Origin of the sequence: Prolixibacter sp. NT017, from assembly GCF_009617875.1 — a bacterium.
Taxonomy (GTDB): domain Bacteria; phylum Bacteroidota; class Bacteroidia; order Bacteroidales; family Prolixibacteraceae; genus Prolixibacter.
In genome coordinates, this window is sequence record NZ_BLAV01000001.1 from 248,055 (window position 1) to 271,852 (window position 23,798).

Annotated in this window: 22 protein-coding genes; 10 read left to right on the forward strand and 12 right to left on the reverse strand. The window is 43.9% G+C overall.

What is annotated here, in order from left to right; translation table 11 throughout:
• Positions 1–34 precede the first annotated feature (34 nt).
• A complete protein-coding gene (locus GJU87_RS00955) occupies positions 35–1,306 on the forward strand; it encodes a mechanosensitive ion channel family protein (protein ID WP_153637803.1) in 1,272 nt (423 codons plus the stop codon).
• Between the two features lie 201 nt (positions 1,307–1,507).
• Positions 1,508–2,011: an Lrp/AsnC ligand binding domain-containing protein gene (locus GJU87_RS00960; protein WP_106542457.1), complete on the forward strand. Its 504-nt coding sequence runs from the start codon at positions 1,508–1,510 to the stop codon at positions 2,009–2,011.
• Positions 2,012–2,043: 32 nt separating this feature from the next.
• Here the strand turns inward: GJU87_RS00960 and GJU87_RS00965 are convergent, their stop codons facing one another.
• The 5 genes from GJU87_RS00965 to GJU87_RS00985 form a co-directional block, all read right to left on the reverse strand.
• Positions 2,044–2,406, reverse strand: a complete 363-nt coding sequence (locus GJU87_RS00965; protein ID WP_153637804.1) for a DUF3127 domain-containing protein — start codon at positions 2,404–2,406, stop codon at positions 2,044–2,046.
• Positions 2,407–2,534: 128 nt separating this feature from the next.
• A complete protein-coding gene (locus GJU87_RS00970) occupies positions 2,535–3,236 on the reverse strand; it encodes an FKBP-type peptidyl-prolyl cis-trans isomerase (RefSeq protein WP_211297817.1) in 702 nt (233 codons plus the stop codon).
• 53 nt (positions 3,237–3,289) lie between these two features.
• The gene (locus GJU87_RS00975) at positions 3,290–3,904 is read right to left on the reverse strand and encodes an FKBP-type peptidyl-prolyl cis-trans isomerase (RefSeq protein ID WP_153637805.1); all 615 of its coding nucleotides are present in this window, start codon (positions 3,902–3,904) and stop codon (positions 3,290–3,292) included.
• A gap of 87 nt (positions 3,905–3,991) precedes the next feature.
• The gene (gene mnmD, locus GJU87_RS00980; RefSeq protein ID WP_153637806.1) at positions 3,992–4,657 is read right to left on the reverse strand and encodes a tRNA (5-methylaminomethyl-2-thiouridine)(34)-methyltransferase MnmD; all 666 of its coding nucleotides are present in this window, start codon (positions 4,655–4,657) and stop codon (positions 3,992–3,994) included.
• Positions 4,658–4,660: 3 nt separating this feature from the next.
• Complete coding sequence (locus GJU87_RS00985) at positions 4,661–6,094, reverse strand: MATE family efflux transporter (RefSeq protein WP_228491792.1); 1,434 nt, start codon at positions 6,092–6,094, stop codon at positions 4,661–4,663.
• Between the two features lie 101 nt (positions 6,095–6,195).
• Here GJU87_RS00985 and GJU87_RS00990 point away from each other — a divergent pair, with 101 nt between their 5' ends.
• The gene (locus GJU87_RS00990) at positions 6,196–6,810 is read left to right on the forward strand and encodes an L-threonylcarbamoyladenylate synthase (protein ID WP_153637808.1); all 615 of its coding nucleotides are present in this window, start codon (positions 6,196–6,198) and stop codon (positions 6,808–6,810) included.
• A gap of 10 nt (positions 6,811–6,820) precedes the next feature.
• Here GJU87_RS00990 and GJU87_RS00995 read toward each other — a convergent pair whose 3' ends face one another.
• The 5 genes from GJU87_RS00995 to ruvX all read right to left on the reverse strand — a co-directional run bounded on the left by GJU87_RS00995 (position 6,821) and on the right by ruvX (position 12,859).
• Positions 6,821–8,239, reverse strand: a complete 1,419-nt coding sequence (locus GJU87_RS00995) for a TrkH family potassium uptake protein (RefSeq protein ID WP_228491793.1) — start codon at positions 8,237–8,239, stop codon at positions 6,821–6,823.
• 60 nt (positions 8,240–8,299) lie between these two features.
• The gene (gene trkA, locus GJU87_RS01000) at positions 8,300–9,634 is read right to left on the reverse strand and encodes a Trk system potassium transporter TrkA (protein ID WP_106542450.1); all 1,335 of its coding nucleotides are present in this window, start codon (positions 9,632–9,634) and stop codon (positions 8,300–8,302) included.
• Positions 9,635–9,676: 42 nt separating this feature from the next.
• Positions 9,677–11,788, reverse strand: coding sequence for a ComEC/Rec2 family competence protein (locus GJU87_RS01005; protein WP_153637810.1), 2,112 nt, complete (start codon positions 11,786–11,788; stop codon positions 9,677–9,679).
• An 85-nt stretch (positions 11,789–11,873) separates the two neighbouring features.
• A complete protein-coding gene (gene def / locus GJU87_RS01010) occupies positions 11,874–12,431 on the reverse strand; it encodes a peptide deformylase (protein WP_153637811.1) in 558 nt (185 codons plus the stop codon).
• Positions 12,432–12,436: 5 nt separating this feature from the next.
• Positions 12,437–12,859 carry a Holliday junction resolvase RuvX gene (ruvX, locus tag GJU87_RS01015; RefSeq protein WP_106542447.1) on the reverse strand — a complete coding sequence of 141 codons (423 nt, stop codon included), beginning with the start codon at positions 12,857–12,859 and terminating at the stop codon, positions 12,437–12,439.
• Between the two features lie 330 nt (positions 12,860–13,189).
• On the opposite strand from ruvX, the gene GJU87_RS01020 reads away from it, so the two are divergent.
• Complete coding sequence (locus GJU87_RS01020; RefSeq protein ID WP_153637812.1) at positions 13,190–13,897, forward strand: hypothetical protein; 708 nt, start codon at positions 13,190–13,192, stop codon at positions 13,895–13,897.
• A gap of 94 nt (positions 13,898–13,991) precedes the next feature.
• Here GJU87_RS01020 and ppdK read toward each other — a convergent pair whose 3' ends face one another.
• Together ppdK and nagB are read right to left on the reverse strand one after the other, a co-directional pair.
• Positions 13,992–16,700, reverse strand: a complete 2,709-nt coding sequence (ppdK, locus tag GJU87_RS01025) for a pyruvate, phosphate dikinase (RefSeq protein WP_153637813.1) — start codon at positions 16,698–16,700, stop codon at positions 13,992–13,994.
• A 638-nt stretch (positions 16,701–17,338) separates the two neighbouring features.
• Positions 17,339–18,172, reverse strand: coding sequence for a glucosamine-6-phosphate deaminase (gene nagB / locus GJU87_RS01030; RefSeq protein ID WP_153637814.1), 834 nt, complete (start codon positions 18,170–18,172; stop codon positions 17,339–17,341).
• Positions 18,173–18,314: 142 nt separating this feature from the next.
• On the opposite strand from nagB, the gene GJU87_RS01035 reads away from it, so the two are divergent.
• The 6 genes from GJU87_RS01035 to GJU87_RS01060 all read left to right on the forward strand — a co-directional run bounded on the left by GJU87_RS01035 (position 18,315) and on the right by GJU87_RS01060 (position 23,782).
• On the forward strand, positions 18,315–18,656 hold the full coding sequence (locus GJU87_RS01035) for a phage holin family protein (protein ID WP_106542443.1): 342 nt from the start codon (positions 18,315–18,317) through the stop codon (positions 18,654–18,656).
• A 103-nt stretch (positions 18,657–18,759) separates the two neighbouring features.
• Complete coding sequence (locus tag GJU87_RS01040; protein ID WP_153637815.1) at positions 18,760–19,656, forward strand: DMT family transporter; 897 nt, start codon at positions 18,760–18,762, stop codon at positions 19,654–19,656.
• A 193-nt stretch (positions 19,657–19,849) separates the two neighbouring features.
• Positions 19,850–20,449 carry a TetR/AcrR family transcriptional regulator gene (locus tag GJU87_RS01045; RefSeq protein WP_194831407.1) on the forward strand — a complete coding sequence of 200 codons (600 nt, stop codon included), beginning with the start codon at positions 19,850–19,852 and terminating at the stop codon, positions 20,447–20,449.
• 75 nt (positions 20,450–20,524) lie between these two features.
• The gene (locus GJU87_RS01050; protein ID WP_153637817.1) at positions 20,525–21,277 is read left to right on the forward strand and encodes an outer membrane lipoprotein-sorting protein; all 753 of its coding nucleotides are present in this window, start codon (positions 20,525–20,527) and stop codon (positions 21,275–21,277) included.
• Positions 21,278–21,319: 42 nt separating this feature from the next.
• On the forward strand, positions 21,320–22,540 hold the full coding sequence (locus GJU87_RS01055; protein ID WP_153637818.1) for an FtsX-like permease family protein: 1,221 nt from the start codon (positions 21,320–21,322) through the stop codon (positions 22,538–22,540).
• A 24-nt stretch (positions 22,541–22,564) separates the two neighbouring features.
• Positions 22,565–23,782: an FtsX-like permease family protein gene (locus tag GJU87_RS01060; protein WP_153637819.1), complete on the forward strand. Its 1,218-nt coding sequence runs from the start codon at positions 22,565–22,567 to the stop codon at positions 23,780–23,782.
• The last annotated feature ends 16 nt before the right edge of the window (positions 23,783–23,798 follow it).

Sequence of the window (23,798 nt, forward strand, 5' to 3'; positions counted from 1 at the left end):
AATTAATCAACCTTTTTTATTTAAAAGCATAAAAATGTCAACATATTATAATTGGATCAAGAACCTCTTTCTCGATGTTTCTCAAAATGAGCAGATGGCTGTATTTTTTTCGGCGCTTGTCGTTCTTCTCAGTATTGCAGCCCTTTCCGGTATTTTCCATTTGATTTTGCGTGCTGCATTGCGCGGTATTTTCTCCAAAATCGTGAAACGTACCCGCTTCGAGTGGGACGATATTTTGTTTAAGAACCGGGTTTTTAATGTGCTGGCGCATATTGCTCCGGTTTTGATTATTGGATGGGCTTCCAACTTTGCCGGGAATGATATTCAATGGATGGATGGCATATTAAATGGCCTGGCAAAGATTTATCTGATTGCCGTCATCATTGCATTGTTGAACAGACTTTTAACAGCTTCCCTCGATATTTATCAGACGTATCCTTTTTCAAAAGAACGCCCCATTAAGGGATATGTGCAGTTGATGAAACTGTTGCTATACTTTATCGGAGCCATCTTTTTGATTTCTGTTTTGGTATCGAAAAGTCCGGGAAACCTTTTTACCGGGTTGGGCGCGATGGCCGCCGTGTTGATGTTTGTATTTAAAGATCCCATTCTTGGGTTCGTTGCCAGTATTCAGTTGGCCGCCAATAAAATGGTGAAGCCGGGAGATTGGGTCTCTCTGCCTTCGTACAATGCGGATGGAACCGTGGAAGATATTTCCCTCACATCGGTGAAAGTTCAAAACTGGGACAAAACCATTACCACCATTCCAACTTATGCTTTGGTTTCGGGCTCGATGACCAACTGGATCGGGATGGAAGAATCAGGCGGTCGCCGTATCAAGCGGTCCATTAATATTGATATGACGACAGTGCGTTTTGCTGACACTAAGTTGCTGGAACATCTTCGCCAGTTTTCACTTATCAGGGAATATGTTGAGAAAAAAGAAGAGGAGGTAAAAGAATACAACAGGGCCAAACAGCTCGATGAGCGTGATTATGTTTCCGGCAGGCGGCAGACTAACCTGGGAATTTTCCGCAAGTATCTCGAGGCTTATTTGCATGCCCATCCTGGCGTACATGATGAGATGACCTTCCTGATTCGTCATCTGCAACCAACTGAAAAAGGAATTCCTGTCGAGATCTATGTGTTCAGCAAGGATCAGCGGTGGGCAAACTACGAAGAACTGCAGGCCGATATCTTCGATCATATTCTGGCTGTGCTACCTGAATTCGGGTTACGGGTTTTCCAGAATCCTTCTGGTGAAGATTTTCGCATTTTGAAGCACATCAGTAATAATGATGCCTGAATTTCGTATGTTTGCATTCCCCAATAGTGAAGGGATACAGCGCCATCGGTGATGTTTATATTGTTTTAATACAATGTTTTGTGAGGTGGAGAGTTTCCCGTTTTTCACTATAGAATTATGGAATCATTTATGCTGATGTTTTATAACATTGAACCTTTTAAAGTATAAAAAAAATAGCCATTTTTGTGACAAATTGAAAGTATGGTAAAAAAGTATAATGCAGAAAATGAAGAGGAGTTTCAGGAGCAAATCATCCAAATCGATGATTTAGACAGGAAAATATTGAAGCTCATCACCACCAATGCCCGTATTCCTTTTTTGGAAGTGGCCCGCGAATGTGGTGTTTCCGGCGCTGCGATTCATCAACGTGTTCAGCGCCTGTTGAATTTAGGTGTAGTTACCGGTTCTGAATTTATTGTAAGTCCGCAAAAGCTTGGATACAATACCTGCGCTTATATGGGGATTTATCTCGAAAAAGCCAGCTACGACAGAAAAGTTGTGAAGCAATTGCGCGAAATATCGGAAATTGTTGAGTGTCATCATACTACTGGCCAGTACGCAATTTTTATTAAAATACAGACCAAAACGAATAAGCATCTGAAAAAGATTATCGATACCGACCTTCAGGGCATCGATGGAATTTCCCGGACGGAGACCTTTATCTCTTTAGAACAGGAATTCAAGCGGCAAATTCCAATCAAATAAAAAAACTCCCGGCTCATCAACCGGGAGTTTTTTTAGAATGGTAAATCGCCGCCATCGTCATCCGTTTCCGGCGGGATATCGTTCTCGTTAAATGGTGGCGGATTAAATCCTTCCGGTTCCCCGCTCGCCTTATCGATGCGATAAGCATTCACATTATGGAACCATCTTCCGTTATATTCTCTCGACTCTACACTAAAGGACACTTCTACCTCCATATTGCTGTTGAAGCCCTCCAGCAGGTTAATTTTGTCGTTGAATAAGGTAAAGCAAATCTTTTTCGGGTACTGCTCGTCAGTTTCAATGACAAATTCCTGTTTCCGCCATTCTCCTCTGGCGCTGGTTCCGGTTACAACTGGAAGCAACTGTTCAATCCGTCCCTTTACTTTAAAACTCATAATCTGGTTTCTCTTTTAAGTAACGTTTGTCTGTCGGTTGATAAAAAGCAAGACCCGGAAGAGCATGTGCTGTTCCGAGTCCTGATTATGTTCCTTTTCCGGGGTTTTGTCACCCCATGAAAATGGGATTATTTTTCAATTCCCAAAAGATGAACTTCGAAAATCAGGGTCGAGTTAGGACCGATGTCTTTACCTGCACCACGCTTGCCATAAGCCAAATCAGCCGGGATATAAAGCATCCATTCTGAACCAACAGGCATCATTTCCAGTGCTTCAGTCCATCCTTTGATTACGCGGTCAACCTGGAAAGTAACTGGTTTGCCACGCTCTATTGAGCTGTCAAATACTTTACCGTCGATGGTTTTTCCGGTATAATCAACTTTTACTTTCTGTCCGGCTTTCGGTACAGGACCGTTGCCTTGCTTGATGATTTTATACTGGAGACCGCTATCGGTAGTTTTTACACTATCGTTTTTAGCGTTTTCTTCCAGGAATTTCTGACCAGCTTCCAGGTTTTTCTGGGCCAGTGCGTCCTGAATTTTAGAGAAGAAAGACTGAATAACTGTACGTCCTTTTTCAGAAGGAATTTTCAGGTCTTTTTCCATCAACATATCTTCAAATCCAGCCAGCATGATACTTGAATCAAGTTTTACACCGCCCGGAGTATTCTTCAGGTTATTCTTAATGTTGTTTCCCAGATCAACACCAATGGCGTAGCTGGCAGAGTCGGCAGCTGTTTTGAGCGTAACATTACGGCTCGGCTGCTGATTGCAAGATGCCATCACCAATACTGCAGCAACAAGGATAAGTGCAATTTTGAAAATTTTCATAGTTGTGTAAATGTTAAAATTTTAGTGCAAAGACTTTATAATTAAGTTTATTCTTATTTCACAATTTCCAGTAGTTCTACTTCGAAAATCAGGGTCGCGTTAGGACCAATCACGCCACCAGCGCCGTTCTCTCCGTAAGCCAGGTGCGGCGGAATAAACAATTTCCATTTGGAACCTACAGGCATCAGCTGGAGGGCTTCCTGCCATCCCTGGATAACTCCGTTAACCGGGAATGTTGCCGGTTCGCCCCGTTGAACTGAACTATCAAACACAGTTCCGTCGATTAAGGTTCCGTGGTAATGACATTTTACATTATCACTGGCTGAAGGCAATTCGCCGTCGCCCTGTGCCATCACTTCAAACTGCATCCCGCTCGGGAGTTCTTCAACGTGTTGTTTCTTTTTATTTTCTTCTAAATATGCTTTTCCGGCGGTCAGGTTTTCATCTTTTTCTTTATCCTGAACCCGGCTGATATATTCCTGAATAATCTGATTGGCTTCGTCGGCGCTTATCTGTGGCATCTTTCCTTCATATGCATCTTTGATTGCCATATCAAAAGCTTCGGTATCAATTGTTTTGATTCCTGAGCCAATGAGGTTGCTAGCGACGCTTAAGCCAATGGAATAACTAAATTTTTCTACTTGTGAGTTCAACTCCTTTTTTGACATAATAATATTGAGCTTTTTATGTCTTGCGAAGATATACTTTTTCAATGAGGAGACCTTTGGCTAGCTGTTAAAAAAACCAAAAGAAAATCATGGTTTTCTACCTCTTAGCATTTCTCTTTTTCCCGGTGGGCCGGGAATTCTTTCCACCTGAAAACCTGCCGACTGCATCGTTCTCCTGACTGCTCCTTTGGCGCTGTAGGTTACCAGAATTCCGTCTTTAGTCATGTGAGCGAAGATAGCCGCAAATATTTCGGGCGACCAAAGTTTGGGTTGTTTATCCGGGGCAAAAGCGTCGAAGTAGACTAAATCAAACGGCGGCAGTGCCTTAAAATTGAAGCTGGTTAAATCTCCTTCTATTTTTTGTAGCTGAAAAGTACCGTTTATGTCATTCAGCTTTTCCCACTGGCAATTATGGAGTTGCTTGAATAAGCTGTTTTCCTTCTTGGCTGTGTCAGGCTCAGGATTTAGTTTTTCCCATTCTTCTTCCTGTAAAGGGTATTTCTCAATGGTATAGTATTTAATATTTCGCTGTTGACGCTTGCTTTCCACAGCCGTGAGAAAAGCATTCAAACCTGTGCCAAAACCGACTTCAAAAATGGTTAACTCCCTTCCGGAATGCATATTCAATCCGGCATCGATGAAAACGTGCATTGATTCCTGTTTGGCCCCGTGAATGGAATGGTAATGCTCGTCCATATTCGGAACGTAAAGCGTATGCGAGCCATCTTCGGTTTTCAGTATCTTCCGTTCCATTGCTTATTTAGTTTTGATGCCGAGAAATTGTTGCCTGATACGATTCGGAATCAGTCGGATAAACTGTAATGGTCGGCCCTGAGCAGCCAAATTGTCGGGATGTTTGGTGACTACACGGTAGAACCAGATAAACAGAATGGTTCCTTTCAGGATGGAGGTGATGGAGAGGCTCCACCAGACACCGAGTAACCCCAGCGAAGTTCCCAGTGCCAAAGCCAGCGCGATGGGAATTCGCATTCCGGTTAACGTTATTCCAATAATCGAAGGCGGCATGGTACGTCCGATTCCGTTGAACGCTCCGGATGTAGCAATCTCCATGCACATGAATATTTGCGAGTATCCCAGAATTTCCAGGTATTTACCGCCCATCTGGATGGCATCGTGTTCGGGAATGAATATGCCAAACACTTGTTTGCCGAATCCCACGAAAAGAAGGCCGACAATTAGCCCTACGACACTGCTGAAACCTACCGTGATGAGAAATCCTTTGTAGATGCGTTCCCACTTGGCAGCGCCAAAGTTCTGCCCCACGAAAGCGCCCAGTGCAGTGGCGAATCCGCTGGCGGTCATCCAGCTCAGGGCTTCGATTTGTGCACCAACACTTTGTACGGCAATGGGAAGTGCTCCCCAGCGCCCGACAATCCGAGCCAGAATCATGGCGAAGATGGCAAACAAAATACTTTGCATGGCTACCGGTAGCCCCAGTTTAAAGATCTTTCGCATGTAGGGAATGTTCAAACCGGTAATGATGCTGGCCTTTTTTAAAGGCGATTTGCCTCTCCTTATTCTGATTATAAACAACAGCAACACCAGTCCCTGCGATGCAACGGTAGCATAAGCCGCACCGTTGGAACCCATCTGCGGAATGGGACCAACTCCGAAAATCAATAACGGATCGGCTACAATATTCAGGAGCAATCCAATTGAGTTTATCCGGAAAGGTAGTTTTGAGTTTCCGGCTCCGGTGAATACGCCTGAGAACGTTGGATTGGAATAATAAAGCAGCGAGCCGGCTGAAATAATCCGGAGATAGGAAACAGCATTGTGGTTAACTGCTTTGTTGGTCAACTTAAAAAAGCCGATTAATCCGGGAGCGAAAATATAAGTTAGAATTCCGTAAAGGATGGCCAGTACCAAAGCCCCGGTGAGTGATTGTTGGGCAAAGGTAATAGCTCTTTTTTTGTCGCCTGCTCCGAGAGATTGAGAAACCCCGACTTCAGCTCCGGTTCGGGTTATCAGCATGAGCGAAATGCCGAGCCAGGTGAAGAACGTAGCTGCACCGACAGCGGCTACCGCATCACTACCCACGCGCCCCAGCCAAATCATATCAATCATGCTGTAGGCCATCTGAATGAAAGATGTGCCCATGATGGGAACCGATAGCTTGATTATCTGTTGTGGTATATGTCCGTATGTCAGATCAGTAGACTGCTTCAAAACTGAGAATCTTTTATGATTAATCGCGGGCGAATTTAGTCTGAAAAAATTAATTTTAGGCAATCTTGCCGGATATTGCTCCGACATAAAGCAAGAACGCTATGTTGATACGTATTTATGATGAAAATCCAAATCAGAAGGACATTCTGAAGGTGGTCGAGGTTCTGCGGAACGGTGGAGTCATCGTTTATCCAACCGATACAATTTACGGTATTGGTTGTGATATTACGCAGCCCAAAGCTGTTGAGCGGGTGGCCCGGCTGAAAAATCTGAAACCGGAAAAAGCTGACTTCTCCTTTATTTGTCATGATCTGAGCCATATATCCGATTTTAGCAAGCCCATTTCTAACCCGGTTTTCAAGATGATGAAGAAGAACCTTCCGGGACCGTTTACCTTTATTATTCAGGCGAATAGCCAGGTGCCGAAAATGTTTAAAAACCGGAAGAAGAGCGTCGGGGTTAGAGTACCGGATAACAACATTATTCGTGAGATCGTCCGCGAACTGGGGAACCCGGTTATGTCGACCTCTGTTCGTGACGAGGATGAAATTTTGGAATATACGACTGACCCGGAACTGATTGAAGAGAAATTCGGCGATTTGGTCGATTTGGTGATCGACGGTGGATATGGTGACAATACTCCTTCTACGGTAGTGGATTGTACCGGTGATGTTCCGGAAATTATCCGTCAGGGAAAAGGAGAGTTGATCGAGTAATCTTTTTTTCTTAGTTCTTCCAGAAAGAGGGAGTGAACAGAATCAGGATGGTGAACAACTCCAGTCGTCCTAATAACATCAGGAAGGAGAGGAACCATTTTCCGAAAGCGGGAACGTGATAGAAATTCTCAGCTGGCCCTACGTTGCCCAATCCCGGGCCAATATTGCCGAGGCTGGTGGCGACAGCTCCAATCGCTGAGCTCAGATCGGGTTCGATAAACGTGTAAACAACGACACTTCCGAAAAAGACCAGTACGTAAATCATGAAAAAGGCCAGAACGTTCAGCATAATCTGGTCGGAAACCGTCCGCTGATTAAACCTGACAGGAATCACCGCATTGGGATGAATGAGCCGCCGTAGCTCGTACCAGCTGTTTTTCAAAAGCAGCACGATACGCACAATTTTGATACTACCTCCTGTTGACCCCGCAGAACCTCCAAAGAAGAAAAGCGAAAAGAGAAAGACGGTCATAATTGCAGGCCATTTCAGGTAATCGGCTGTTGCATAACCGGTGGTTGTGATGATCGAAACTACCTGGAAAAGAGATTCCCGGAAGGAATGCTCGAACCCGGTGTTGGTATTTCGCATCAAACCCAGCGTGATGATGGCCGTAAAAAAGAGGATGAAAAATCCATACCACCGAAACTCTTCATTCGCCCAGGCTTTCTTCAATTTCCCGTTAAGGGCAAGATAGGACAATGCAAAGTTGGTTCCCGCCAGGAACATAAATATGATGATGACATACTGAATGTAAGGCGAAGTAAAATAGGCAACGCTGGCTTGTTTGGTCGAATATCCTCCGGTGGCCATCGTGGTAAAGGAGTGGCAAACCGCATCGAATAACGGCATTTTTCCGATGTACAGAAGTATGGTTTCCAGAGCGGTGAAGAGTACGTAAATTCCCCACAAACGCTTGGCTGTTTGCTTAATTCGCGGATGCAATTTGTCCGGAGTAGGACCGGGAACTTCCGCCACAAACAGCTGCATCCCTCCAATTCCAAGAGCAGGAAGGATGGCCAGAGAAAGAACAATGATTCCCATACCGCCGAGCCACTGTGTCATGCTGCGCCAGAACAGTATTCCATGAGGAAGTGCCTCAATATCCGTCAGAATCGATGAACCTGTCGTGGTAAATCCCGACATGGTTTCAAAAAAAGCGTTGGTGAACGAAGGAATAAAACCTCCGATCATGAAAGGGAGGCTTCCGAAAAGGGAAAATACGATCCAGGTTAACGTGACGATAATATAGCCATCGCGCTTGGCAATATGATTGGAACTTTTTCTTCCGAGTAGAAAGAGAATGCCGCCGGAAACAGTTGTAATTCCTACCGCGTAAAGAAAAGAATTTACATCCGGGCCACCGTAACCAATCGCCACCAGGAGTGCAACAATCATGGCTGCTGCTTCTACAACGAGAAGCAATCCCATTATTTTTACGATGACCTTGAAATTAAACACAGAATTTCTTCTCTTTAGGCTGGTTGGGAGCTATTTAAAAAATTTCGAAAGTTTCTTCAATGCTGAAGGAAGGGTGAAAACAACCACTTTGTCACCTTCCACGAATTTGGTATCGCCGTTGGCAATATACCCCTGGTCCTGCCGGATGTATCCACCGATGGTTGCATTTTCCGGGAAACTTAGTTCATGAATGGCTTTCCGGGTCACCAGCGAATCTTTTTTCACGATGAATTCGAGAACTTCCGCATCTGATGCCGTCAGGCATTTAACATGCGACACTTCGGCATTCAATGTAAAACGATAAATATAAGATGCTGCCAGCAGCTTTTTGTTAATCACACCGCCAATGCCAATCCGCTCGGCAAAATCGATGTAATCGATGTTCTCGACTTCAGCAATGGTACGTTTAACACCTACTTTCTTCGCCAGCTGGCAGGAAAGAATATTCGTTTCGGAATTTCCCGTTACGGCAATAAAAGCATCCATCTGGTCGATTCCTTCGGTCTTCAGCAGATCCATGTCACGACCGTCACCGTGAATAACGAGGGCTTTGTTCGCTTTCTCAGCAACTTTCAGGCTGCGGGCTTTATCCTGTTCGATTAGCTTTACATTGAAATGCTCGCCCAGTCGCATGGCTGTTTTCATACCAATCCGGCTTCCACCGAGAATCATCACATTCTTTACCTCGAACTTTTTCTTTCCGGCTTTTTCAAGAATGGATGGGACCGTGGTTGGATTAGATACAAAGAAGACGATGTCTCCAATTAGTATTTTATCATCTCCGTGAGGGATGATGGTTTCCGATTCACGAGTGATGGCTACTGCTCTGAACTCCTCTTTCTCCTGAGCTAACTCACGAAGCGTTTTACCAACAATTTTGTTATTGCTACGAATCTTTACTCCGAACAGAATCAATTTTCCGCCCGAAAACTCATGAATCAAGCGCGTACTGGTCTGCTTCAGGTAGGTGACAATTTCTTTTGCAGCCAGATGTTCCGGGTAGATTAATTCGTCGATTCCCAGACTAGCGAAGTATTCTCTATTTTGAGGAAAAAGAAATTCCTGATTATCAATACGGGCGACCGTTTTACCGGCCCCAAGGTGTTTGGCCAACTGACAGGCCACAATGTTACGCTCTTCATAGGGCGTTACCGCAATGAACAAGTCGGCATGCTGAACGCCGGTTTCCTTGAGATCGCTAACCGATATTGCTGCTCCAATCACCGTCAGTACATCGAGCATGGAGGAAATATTGTTCAGTTTTTCCTCGTTGTCGTCCAGCAGGACAATATCGTGATCTTCTTTAGATAACATTTTAGCGAGGTGTGTTCCCACCTCACCGGCACCGGCAATTACAATTTTCATAATTCTCCCAGCCAAATTTTAAATGCACCGCAAAGTAAATTATTAATGAGTTATATATCCAATTTTGATGCCACTTTTTTTGTTTTTATCTGAAATCAAGATATTTGCGCTTAACGCACCTTTATCGGGAAGCGAGTGTATGTTTTTCGGGAGCATATTACTTTTTTCTTCATTTTCTAATCGTTTATCAGAAAACAATGGGGTGTTCGTAACAAGTTGTGCAACAGGGGATTCTTTTGCCTCGAATTTTGCAATTTCCTTTCGATAGATTTCGTGCAGATAAATCAGGTCGGTTGGCGGCATAAACTCTGTTAATTCTGCTTTTTCAGGACTCCAAATCTTCATGCCGGCAAAGTTTATCATATTGTTTTTCTTTTTCAGAAATGGAAATTGCTGCGCACTTTTTCCTGATAAAGGAATAATGACTGACGATTTTATACCATGCAATTGCTCGAAGGGTTTCATGTAAATGCTCATTTTTTGTCGGGTTATTACCGAATCTTCCGAAGAAATCCAAACGATGCTTTTACCGTGGACGGCGGCAATCAGTGTTTTTCGGGGAACATGGAAGAAAACGATTTTGCGTTGGGTTAAAATTCGATACTTGTTAATCGTCGTTATTCCTGCCAGGATGATGAATGAGACCAGTATCAGCTGGAGGAAAATTTTTTGTTTCCTGATAATAAACAGTGTGAGAAAGATGATGACGAGAAAAGAAGTGAGCAACATAGGGGCGGTGAATGAAATTTTGGGAATAACTGCTCCGGGAAGTGTGTTGACTGTCCAAACAGAAGCGAGCAGGGCTTTAACTAATATGTGTAGTAACAGGGCAATTGCTTTGCCGATGAACGGAATGAATGAGAGAGTAAGCAAAAGAAATGCGGCGTAAATAATTAATGTGGTTAACGGAATAGCGAAAAGATTGGTCAACCAGAAATAAACGGGAAATTGATGAAAGTAGTAGATGGAAAGCGGTGAAACGCCAATCTGCGCGGCTAAGGAAACTGTCAGTAGCCCCCAGACTTTATCGAGCCACCAGTTGCTTATGTAGATGGTGTGGTAAATTAGTGGCTGGAAGAATACGATGGAAAGAACTGCTGCATACGATAGTTGGAAGCCTACCTCAAAAAGTAGGTTAGGATTCACGAGTAACAGCAAAAATGCTGATGCAGCGAGCGTGTTGTAAATGTTGTTCTGCCGGTTGACGTTTTCGCCAATGGCAATGAATGAAAACATGGTGGCCGCTCGCTGAACAGAAGGAGACAAACCGGTAATGAAAGCGTAAATCCAGATAACTGCAAGCAAAACGAACAGCCGGGCTAAACGACCTTTTCGATATTTTTTTAGTAATTTGAGCAGAAAGCTGAAAACGAAGTAGATAATTCCCACGTGCAAGCCCGATACCGCCAGAATGTGAATCGCGCCCGAGTTGGCGAAATCTGATTTTATTTCCGGATCGATATTTTCGCGATCGCCCAATACCAACGCCGATAATATACTCATTTCGTCGCCGGAGAAGCCATATCGTTCAAATATGCTTAGGAAATGTTCCCGGACGATCAGCGCTTTTTGCTGGAGATTTAATCCTACTTTTCCCGTAGTGATGAAATAATCTTTCGTCCGGAGGTAAAGTCGGTGCGTAATATGATGTCTGAGCATGTAGGCCCGGTAATTGAATTCGCCGGGATTGCTCGGCGGCTCGATAGCTGTCGGCTGACGATGAAAGGCGATTACCTGCCCTGGAATCAGGTTCGCTGCTGTTGAATCTTTTTCCAGGTAGGTTAATATGTTTTGCTTTTCGGGAAGGAGTTGCAAAATGGTTTTGAATGAGTTCGCTTTTTTTTCCGGGAAACCGGCAACAACGGCAAAATGGCTTGTTTTGTCTGGTATCGATTTTGGCTGATATTGTCGTTGCTGGTGCCAGTACCATCCGAAAATGAACAGGAAAAAATAGAGGAGAGTACCGAACAAAGGCGCTGTCCTGTAGCCCGTTCGACGAAATGTTACTAGTAAGAGAAAAAGAATAGTGAGCCCGGCGAGGCCAGTTAATAATTGGAGGCCTTCAATGGAATAACCCGCCAGAATTCCGGCGACGAATGGAAGGAGAAAACGGAAGAAAGGAATTCGACGAAGATGGTCAGTCAGGCTGGTCATAAAAATGAGATTACCGTAATCACATGATTTAAATTACGATAATCTCACTAAAATACCTTGAATATCAGAAGCGAATTTACCTGAATCAGATTTTTGGAAGCTTTATCCGGTACGAGGGCTGCACTTTCCCTTTGGTAATCGCCGTCAGTTTACTTTTCAGCAAGCGCTTCTTCAGAGGAGTAGCGTAGTCAACAAACAGGATTCCATCGAGGTGATCGTACTCGTGTTGCAAAACTCTGGCGGCAAATCCTTCGAACACTTCGTCATGCTCCACCCAATTCTCATCGAAATATTTCATGCGGATACGGCCTTTCCGTTTCACCTCTTCCCGGATAAACGGAATGCTCAGACAACCTTCTTCCATGAGCACTTCTTCACCGTCTTTTTCGATGATATGAGGATTGATGAATGCTTTTTTGAAGTCTTTCAACTCTGGTTCTTCTTCAGCCATGGGCGTGGCATCGACCACAAAAACCCTGATAGATAAACCAACCTGTGGTGCGGCCAGTCCTACTCCCTCTGCATTATACATGGTTTCGAACATGTTATCGATAAGTTCCTGCAGACCTTCGTAGTCTTTGTCAATGTCCGGTGTCACTTTTCGTAAAACCGGGTCGCCGAAAACGGTTACAGGTAAAATCATGCTATTTATTTTTTGTATTTATTTTCTTCCAAATAAGATTGTAGAATGATGGTGGCACTTACGGCATCTACCATTGCTTTGTCCTGACGCGACTTTTTTCGCAAGCCGGCATCAATCATGCTCTGAAAAGCGATTTTCGATGTAAAACGCTCATCAATTTGCTTAACAGGCATGTCGGGATAGAGTTTGCTGAATTTTTTCAGAAACGGATTGATGTACCGTATTGATTCAGATGGTTCGTTGTTTAATTGTACCGGGTAACCGATAACGAGCAATTCAACATCTTCCTTTTTTAAATAGTCACTCAGAAAATCCCAGATTTCGTGTGTTGCTACTGTCGTGAGCCTGCTGGCGATTAACTGAAGCGGATCGGTTACCGCTACTCCAACTCGCTTTCTGCCGTAATCGAGGGCCAGAATCCTTCCCATGTTGTTTTTGATTTTCAGGGGGCAAAGATACACGATTATTTGATTTTTTCTCATTTCAGTATAAAGGGATTACGAATGTTTCCGGAAACTTTTGTGAAAGGATTCGATATCCATTAAGATTAAAATGAAATGCAGATGTAAAAAATAGTGTTATCGTAATTTGTTTGTATACAGTGTTTTTGGGTTTTGGGTGTAATCTTTACTCTTATCTTTTTTTAACAATTTACCTGGTTTTGGCACGGGCTTTGATTTTGCTTGAGCAAAGAATGAGGTATACCATTACGACGACGTCGGGAAATATTGAAGTTTAACTTTAAAAACCCGAAAACTATGAAAACGACACAATTCCATAAAATAAGCGCTACTGTATTTTTGATGGCTGTTTTATCAGTCGCTGCTGTAAATCCTGCATTTGCACAGAGGCGCACCCGGAAATATCAGCCTGAGAGGCGTGAACATTCCAAAGGGAAATACGAAAACAGAGATCATCGTTCAAGTAATAGGGAAAGAAGCAACCGTAACGAAAGAAATGATGATCGGTTTAAAAAAAATAATCACAACCGGGATCGTGACCATGATCGAAATTACGCGTACCATACGCCGCGTTACAATCGCGATAACGACCGGAATTGGAATAGAAATGGACACTGGGATAATGACCGGCGCTGGCACAGGGAGCATCCGGTATACGTAAATCACCGGCACTACAGAATTCCCCGTTACAACGGAAGAGTAAGGGTTTATGCCAGGGCTCCGTGGGGACGTCGTCATCCGATGGTAATCAGGCATAAGTATGGAGATATCTACTGTTTCGGTGGAAACTTCTACACTTATTATCCTAGATACGGATACGTGCAGATTCAGTTGCCTCGTGATATGGTATTTGCAACGATACCGAGAGGAGCCGTAAGGGTAAGAGTGAATGGTCAATTGATGTTCCGGTTAGGAGATGTCTATTTTGAACTGGGTTCACGTGGATACCGGATTGCCAATTACCATGGATATCCCGAAATGTATGGATATGTCGACCGTTATTAATCAATCAGAATAGCTTGCAAAAAGTAGCAAAAAAGAAGGGTGCCCGCTAGGACACCCTTTTCTTTTATTTTGAAAAGCAATATTTGATTGTGCTTTATCCTTGTTTCAGGTTGGCCTGAGCTGCTGCCAGACGTGCAATCGGAACGCGATAAGGAGAACAACTTACATAGTCGAGGCCTACACCGTTGCAGAACTCAACAGAGCTTGGTTCACCACCGTGCTCACCGCAGATACCTACTTTCAGTTTCGGGTTGGTTTCGCGACCGCGTTTGGTTGCCAAATCAACTAACTGTCCAACACCTTCTTGGTCGAGTACCTGGAACGGATCGTTTTTCAGGATACCTTTCTTGATGTAAATCGGCAGGAATTTACCGGCGTCATCACGAGAGTAACCGAAGGTCATCTGGGTGAGGTCGTTGGTTCCGAATGAGAAGAACTCGGCAACGTCAGCAATCTCATCAGCAGTGAGAGCTGCACGCGGAACTTCAATCATGGTACCCACTTTGTAATCGATGCGAGCACCTTTTTCTTCGAATACTTTCTCTGCAACCTCGTTAATGATGTCAGCCTGAAGTTTCAGCTCCTTGATGGTACCTACCAGCGGAACCATAATTTCAGGACGGGCATCAACACCTTTTGCTTTCAGGTTCAATGCTGCTTCGATGATAGCGCGTGCCTGCATTTCGGTAATTTCCGGGTAGGTATTACCCAAACGGCAACCACGGTGTCCGAGCATCGGGTTGAATTCTTCCAGCTCAGCTACTTTCGAACGGATAACGTCGATGGCAACACCCATTTCGCTAGCCAGCTCTTTCTGAGTAGCCTGCTGATGAGGTACAAACTCGTGAAGCGGCGGGTCAAGTAAACGAACAGTTACTCCGTAACCAGCCATTGCTTCGAATATACCTTCAAAGTCTTCACGCTGATAAGGAAGCAGTTTGTCTAGTGCTTTGCGTCTTCCTTCTTCATCGGAAGCCAGAATCATTTCACGCATGGCTTTGATACGCTCTCCTTCGAAGAACATATGCTCGGTACGGCATAGACCGATACCCTGAGCTCCAAAGTTGCGGGCTACCTGGGCATCTTTTGGCGTATCGGCGTTAGTGCGGACATGCATGCGGGTGAACTTGTCTGACAGGTCCATAATATGACCAAAATCTCCGCTCAAATCCGGATTTCTGGTAATTACTTTACCATCATAAACTTCTCCTGTACTTCCGTTCAGAGAAATCCAGTCACCTTCTTTATATGTTTTTCCGTCAGCGACGAAAGAACGGTTTTTGTAATCAATCTTGATACCTCCGGTACCTGAAACACAGCATTTACCCATACCACGGGCAACAACAGCTGCGTGAGAAGTCATACCACCTCGTGCGGTCAGAATACCACGGGCAACGTTCATACCTTCAAGATCTTCCGGAGAAGTCTCGATACGAACGAGAATTGAGTTCTCATATTTTTCAGCTTCATCAGCGAAGAAAACAACCTGGCCGGTAGCTGCACCAGGAGATGCAGGAAGACCTTTGGCAATTACAGTTGCCTGCTCAAGAGCTTTCGTGTCGAAAATCGGGTGAAGAAGCTCATCGAGTTTGTTGGCTTCGAGACGAAGAATGGCAGTTTTCTCATCGATTTTGCCTTCTTTCAGCATATCCATGGCGATTTTTACCATAGCAGCACCGGTGCGTTTTCCGTTACGGGTTTGAAGCAACCAGAGTTTGCCTTCCTGGATAGTAAATTCCAGATCCTGCATATCCTGGTAGTGTTCTTCCAGTTTGTGCTGTGTTTCGTTCAGCTCTTTGTAAGCGGCTGGCATCGATTCTTCCAGAGAAGGAAATTTACTTGCACGCTCTTCTTCGCTAACACCTGCCAGTTTTGCCCAACGCAGTGAACCTTCTTTGGTAATTTGCTGCGGAGTACGGATACCGGCAACAACATCTTCGCCCTGTGCATTGATGAGGTATTCACCGTTGAACAGGTCCTCGCCGGTTGCAGCATCACGTGTAAATGCTACACCTGTAGCCGAGTTGTCACCCATGTTACCGAATACCATTGCCTGAACGTTAACAGCAGTTCCCCATTCTTCAGGAATGTTGTTTAAACGACGGTACAGGATGGCACGGTCGTTCATCCAGCTGTCGAATACAGCAGTAATGGCTCCCCAAAGTTGTTCCCACGGGTCGGTCGGGAATTCTTTCCCGGTTTCGTTTTTGATAGCTTCTTTAAAACGAAGAACCAGAACTTTTAGGTCGTCAACGGTGAACTCGGTATCCTGCTCGATGCCTTTTTCTTCCTTCATCGCTTCGATGATTTCTTCGAAAGGATCGATATCTTCTTTATTCTTCGGTTTCAGATCCATTACCACGTCACCATACATCTGGATGAAGCGGCGGTATGAATCCCAACCAAAACGTGCATTACCGGTTTTCTTTGTCATTCCTTCCACTGCCATATCATTCAGACCGAGGTTGAGGATGGTGTCCATCATGCCCGGCATGGAAGCCCTTGCTCCTGAACGAACAGAAACCAGACACGGATTTTCTTTGTCCCCGAATTTGGTTCCGGTCAATTCCTCGATATGTGCAACTGCATCTTTTACTTCATCATTGATGAGTTTGAGTACAGCATCACGACCTTCTTTGGTGTAAGTCGTACATACATCTGTGGTAATGGTAAAGCCCGGAGGAACTGGTACTCCAATCAGGTTCATCTCTGCCAGATTGGCTCCTTTACCTCCCAGTAAATTACGCATATCGGCACGACCCTCCGCCTGGCCATTACCGAATTTGTATACATTCTTAGCCATAAAGTGTTGAATATTAATTCGAATTAACTATGATGAATTTGTTGCAAAACTAATCTTTATTTTCAATGGTAGATTATATCTAAACGTAAAACTATGTTCTTGGGTTGAACGAAATTCGGATCAGATCGGGGGACAGATTGTAAATAATATAATCTGTATACTGATAAGTTCATTCAAAATCTGGAAGTTAACATTTTTATTGGGGCATTAAAGGTAGCCAATAAATTTTGAACGACTTAATTCATAAACAGGCATTCTGCTGTGTTTTAAAACATGACTGTTATGGCTAAAAAAAAGAAAGTTGCCCGTCGGGGATTGACAGGCAACTGTTCATAAAAGACCAAGACAGATATGAGGAGGGATAATTACAGGTCACTTTTAATAACAGAACATAAAATTAAGAAATTTGTTTCAAACAACCGTTTTCACATCGCTCTTTTTTTAGTTGTTCTGTTTCTTGCTATAAATATATGAAATTATGATGTTCAATGCATCTAACGGATGAAAATTTATCGCGATTTTCAAATGTAATTTCCTTGTTGTTTTATTTAATTGTCAGTATTTCAGTATCTAGTGTGTTCTTATGGAGTGGTAATTTGTTGGACAACCATTTAGTTCAGAATGACTAAAAACAGATTCTACCAGCCTAAATTGCCGTCTTTCTCCCAAATTGCGTCAGGTGAAAGATTATTTTTTTCGATGTCTTTGAAGTGTTTGTAGGTTCCAACTTTAAGTTCAACCGTGGCATTTTCGTCACAAATAATGATGCCACGCGGATGAAGTTGCAAAGCGGTGATGGTCCACATGTGATTGACTCCACCTTCAATTGCCTGGTGCAATGCGCGGGCTTTGTTGTGTCCGGTTACCAGAACAAGCACTTCTTTTGCGTCCATTACGGTTCCTACACCAACAGTCAATGCTGATTTGGGCACTTTATCGATGTCATTGTCGAAAAAGCGGGAGTTGGCGACCAGTGTATCGTAATTCAGTTCCTTGTCTCTTGTTCGTGAAGCTAAACTGGACCCCGGTTCATTAAAGGCAATATGTCCGTCAGCTCCAACGCCACCCATAAATAAATCAATGCCGCCAACCGATTTGATTTTTTCTTCGTAGCGGGCGCATTCGGCTTTTATATCTTCCGCATTTCCATTGAGGATATTGACATTTTTCTCTTGTATATCGATATGCTTGAAGAAGTTGGTCCACATAAAAGAATGGTAACTTTCGGGATGTTCTTCCGGAAGCCCAACATATTCATCCATGTTAAATGTGACGACGTGCTGGAAAGAAACCTTTCCTGACTGATGCAACTTAATTAGTTCGCGGTAAGTGTTCAGTGGTGTGCTGCCCGTAGGGAGTCCCAACACAAAAGGTTTTTCTTCTGTAGGATTGGCCAGGTTGATTTTGCGAACAATGTAATTGGCAGCCCAGCGTGCTACATCATCAGGTGCCGGTTGAATGATTAGTCTCATAACAGATTGTTTCTTGAATCAGCTAACAAAATTAGATGCAATTATTGTAAAAAGTGCTAATTAAATTTGCAAAAGCGGAACAAGCAAGATTTTTATAAAGAGTTTTATCAGAAAGCATTAATTTAACCAAAAAATTAGTCTTATGAATGTACTCGCTAAGATTCTAATCAATACCATCGCGGTACTGGTGGTTGCTTATATCCTCCCGGGAATTGAAATTAACAGTTTTTTCGATGGCCTGGTCGTGGCAGTTGTTCTGGCGCTATTGAACCTGCTGGTGAAACCTGTATTGGTTATCCTAACTCTTCCTCTGACAATTGTGACGCTCGGGATATTTTTGTTGATCCTGAATGGCCTAATCGTGATGTTGGCCGGTGCTTTGGTTGACGGGTTTTACGTTTCCGGATTGTTTTGGGCCATCATTTTTAGTTTGTTGGTATCATTGGTTAATACCATACTCGGAGCGAAAGATCTGCGCAAGTAACCGGATTATTCTTACTTTCGGGGCTTCATAATAAAAAACCATTGCGATATAGGTGCAGGACATAGGAAAAACCTGCCGTGTATTGATTGGATTGAGGATATAGATGCACTACATTGGAGAAATAGCTGGCATTGCTACTGCCATGTTCTGGACAGTCACTTCTATGGCTTTCCAGGTAGCTACACGTAAAGTCGGTTCGCTAAATGTCAATATCATACGCCTTTTTATGGCGTTTATTTTTTATGTGCTGTACATGAGGATGAGCCGCGGTCTTTGGCTTCCAACGGATGCTTCTCCCGAAGCGTGGAAATGGTTGGGCATATCCGGTCTTATCGGTTTTGTGCTGGGAGATTTTTTCCTGTTTCAATCTTATGCTTTTGTCAGTGCACGGATTTCCATGTTGATGATGTCACTGGCACCACCCGTGGCTGCTTTGTTAGGTTACATTATCCTGGGAGAACGCTTTACCTTACTGAATACGGTCGGCTTGCTCCTTGTTCTTACCGGAATTGCCATGGTGATTCTCAATCGTGGTGACAAAAGCGAAAATAATCGTCGGTTCAAATATCCCATGAAAGGAATACTGTTGGCGTTTGGAGGAGCAATAGGGCAGGGCTCCGGTGCGGTTCTTTCGAAATTTGGCATGGCGAGCTATGATGCATTTTCTGCCTCACAAATCCGGGTAATTGCCGGCGTGTTAGGATTCTCGCTCATTTTTACGGTAATGCGGAGATGGAAGGGCGTTTTTTCGACGATTAAAAACGTTAATGCGATGAAGCCCATTTTAATTGGCGCTTTTTTCGGGCCTTTCATTGGAGTCGGACTCAGTATGGTCGCTCTTCAGCATACCTCGGCCGGAATTGCCTCTACGTTGATGGCTACCGTTCCGGTTTTCATCCTCTTGCCTTCGGTGATTTTTTTCGGAGAGAAACTTACCTGGCGGGAAGTATTAGGCGCATTTATTACTGTTGGTGGCATCGCCGTTTTCTTCATTCGGTAGGCTTGTTCAGCCTTTTCCTTCAAAAATTTTTTGTCTCCTGAACAGGGCTATTTTATTGGTCCTTTTCTATCCTTCTTTCTCGATTCCAATTTTTTACTACCCAAAAACTTGACAAACTCGTTTTTTTGTTTTTAACTTTGACCGTTCGTTCAGTCAAAAAATGACTGTGCGTTCAGTCATAAAAAAGAATGCTATGCCACGTACGCCCGAACAATATGAACAGATGCGTCAGGAGAAGAGACGCAAAATAATGGATGTGGCCCTGGAATTGTTTGCCAGCGAAGGATATCATGCCACTTCGGTTGCCAAAATTGCTGAGAAAGCTGACATCTCGAAAGGTTTACTGTACAACTATTTCGAGAGTAAGGATGATTTGCTGAAAGAGATTGCCCAGGTTGGTTTTCAGGAAATATATGAGAATTTGGACATCAATCACGACGGCGTTCTTACCGAAGATGAGTTCGTATATTTTATCGATCGGCTTATTGAAAGCATCAATAACAACAGGGAGTTTTGGTTATTTTATATTCACATTCTGATGCAACCACATGTGGTTGAGTTTGTCGAAAATCAGCTGAAAGAAAGCTCCCGACCTGTTGTCCAAATATTATTGAGTTACCTGGAAGAAGAAGGTTATGAGGAACCGATTGAAGAGTTGTTCTTTCTGTCATCAACTCTAAAGGGAGCTACTCTTCAATTGTTGTTTAGCCCGATAGATTTTGACATCACTCCGGTACGAAACCGCATCGTTAAGCTTTACGCTAAGAACGCAGCAGTTCATCATAAAAACTAATCGGAAACAGTGATGTATTTTTCCCGGAAGGGAATTTAGATAGAACACATCTTCAGACTATAAATTGACTGAATCATGAAAACAAAAAAGGTAATCGTATTTCTTCTGGTTATGGCGTTCGGCAGTCTGACCGCACAAGCTCAGGATGCACAGGAAATTGTTAAAAAGGCCAACGATCTTCTTCGTGGACAGTCGAACGAATCGGTGATGACCATGAAGATTATCCGGCCCAAATGGGAACGAACGCTAAAATTCAAAGGCTGGTCGAAAGGGAATGAGTATTCGCTTATTTATGTTCTCGAACCGGCGAAGGAAAAAGGTCAGGTTTTCCTGAAAAGAGATAAGGAAATTTGGAACTGGGTACCGTCCATCGAGCGAATGATTAAGATTCCGCCGAGCATGATGATGCAATCGTGGATGGGGTCCGACCTAACAAACGACGACCTGGTGAAGGAGTCATCGATTGTGGAAGACTATAACCACAAAGTAATTGGTGAAGAGAAGCTCAACGGTTACGATTGTTACAAAATAGAGATGACTCCGAAGGAGGATGCCGCTGTTGTGTGGGGAAAAATAATTACATGGATCAGCAAAGAGCACTATTACACACTGAAAAATGAGTACTACGATGAAGACGGTTACCTGGTGAATGTGGAGACCTTGTCGAAGATTAAAAAGATGGGTGATCGCACACTGCCTACTTACTATGAGATCGTTCCGGTTGATAAGAAAGGGCATAAAACGACCATGGAATTCAATGAGGTAAAATTCAATGTTCCCATTAAGGACAGCTTTTTCAGTATTCAGAATATGAAGCGGGTTCACTAAAAAAGCTGCCGGGAATTATTTAATCAGGTAAAATACCAACGCATGAAAACAGATATAAAACTGGCCTGGCGCAATCTGTGGCGCAATAAGCGGAGGACCATCATTACCATCGCATCGATATTTTTTGGGGTGATTCTCTCCACTTACATGACCTCGATGCAGGAAGGCTCGTACGAAAAAATGGTCGAGAATGCTGTGCGGTTTTATTCCGGTCATATACAGGTACAGAATGAGGATTTCTGGGAGAATAAAACCATTAACAACACCTTCGAAGAGACCGATTCGCTGAAAGCCAAAATTGCTTCAGTTCCGGGAATCCAGTTGGTCGTACCTCGATTAGAGTCGTTTGCGCTGGCTTCCAGCAAACAGCTAACCAAAGGAGCGATGGTGCTTGGCGTTGATCCGCAGAAAGAGGACCAACTGACTGAAATCAGCAAAAAGATGGTTCGGGGCAAATATCTGAAAAAAGGAAGTGACGGAATTCTGATGGGAGAAACGCTGGCCAAATATCTCCAGGTTGACGTAGGCGATACGCTGGTCTTACTGGGGCAAGGTTATCACGGAATCAATGCGGCCGGACTTTTTCCCATCCGGGGAATATTCAAGCACCCGTCGCCAACACTCGACCGCCAGTTGATTTACATGGATTTAAGCACTGCTCAGAATTTCTATTCGGCTGACCATTTGCTGACTTCGCTGGCTATGCTGGTGAATGAAGCCGACGAAGTCCCGCATATCGTGAAGGAGCTAAAAGCAAAGATTCACAGTCCGTACCGAATCATGAGCTGGGATGAAATGCAACCGGAATTGGTACAGCAAATCAACGGAGACCGTGACAGTGGAGCTATCATGAAAATCATCCTGTTCCTCGTTATCGGATTCGGTATTCTGGGAACCATTATCATGATGGTTGCTGAACGAAGGCGTGAATTTGGTGTCATGGTGTCGGTGGGAATGCAAAAAACACGTCTCGCCTGGATGCTGATTTACGAGACATTCATCATCGGGTTGCTGGGAATCCTAAGCGGTTCGCTCGCTGCGTTACCCATTCTGTACTACCAGTATTTCCACCCGATTAAACTAGGTGGACAAGCCGGCCAGATGATGGTCGATATGGGATTTGAGCCCTATATGTATTTCTCGCTGGCACCGAAAGTATTCACATTCCAGGTATTAATCATTTTCATCATCATCATGGTGATTTCGATTTACCCATTTGCCAGTGCTTTGATGTTGAAAGAAAACAAAGCCTTGCGGGCCTGATTGATTAACCGAAAAATTACTGTCATGATTATACATGTAGCATGGAAAAATATCTGGCGGAATCCAACACGGAGCCTGGTGGTCATTTTGGCGATGGTGGTTGGAATGTTCGCCGGCATCTTCATGGTCAGCTTTGCCAAGGGAATGATGAAGGAGCGGCTCAATCGCGGTATTGAAACAGAGGTGAGCCACATTCAGATTCATCATCCCAAATTTCGCGAGGCTGATGAGCTGAAATACCAGGTCAAAGATGTCTTTCAGAAAACAAAAGACATTGAAAAAATTGAAGGCGTCAACGGTGTTAGCCCGCGGATTGTCATTCAGGCAATGGTGGCTTCCGCAGAAACCGGCTCCGGAGTGAAATTGATTGGAACCGATCCCGATAGGGAAAAAACGGTTTCCAACCTGTATACCTATATCAAAAAAGGAAAATGGTTCGAAGGAATCTCCCGCAACCCGGTGGTTATCGGACAGAAACTGGCTGACAAACTGAATGTGCATGTCCGTTCCAAAATAGTCCTCACTTTCCAGGATGATGAAGGAAATATTACAAGCGGCGCTTTTCGGATTGCCGGAATTTACCAGACGGTAAATACCAGTTTCGATGAGACACACGTTTATGTTCGCTTCAACGATTTGGATCAGCTGGCGGCACTGTCTCCGGGAGCCGCCCAGGAAATTGCTGTCCATCTTTCCAGTCAGAAATATCTGAATCAGGTAAAGAACAAGTTGAGCAACATGTATCCCAATCTGGAGGTATTGACATGGAAGAAGCTGAATCCGGAATTTGGTTACATCAATGATGTGTACGATTACTACCTGTATGTGTTCATCATCATTATTTTGCTGGCGCTTGGCTTCGGCATTGTCAACACCATCTTGATGGCCATCCTGGAAAGGGTAAAAGAGCTGGGAATGTTAATGGCTATTGGCATGAAAAAGGGCCGGATATTCCGGATGATCATGTGGGAGTCGGTGATGATGAGCATTATTGGTGGCACGCTCGGGGTAGGCATCGGCCTGTTGGTCACTATCTGGACCAATCATACCGGTATCAGTTTCGATAGTTACAAAACCGGTTTTGAAGCGTTGGGTTACGGAACAACGGTCCATCCGATTATCGACTGGGGTATTACGATTAATGTGATGATACTGGTTTTTGTCACCGGAATTGTGGCGGCCATTTATCCGGCACTCAAAGCATTAAAACTGAATCCGGCGGAAGCCTTACGAACTGAATAATCTCCAAAACAATAGT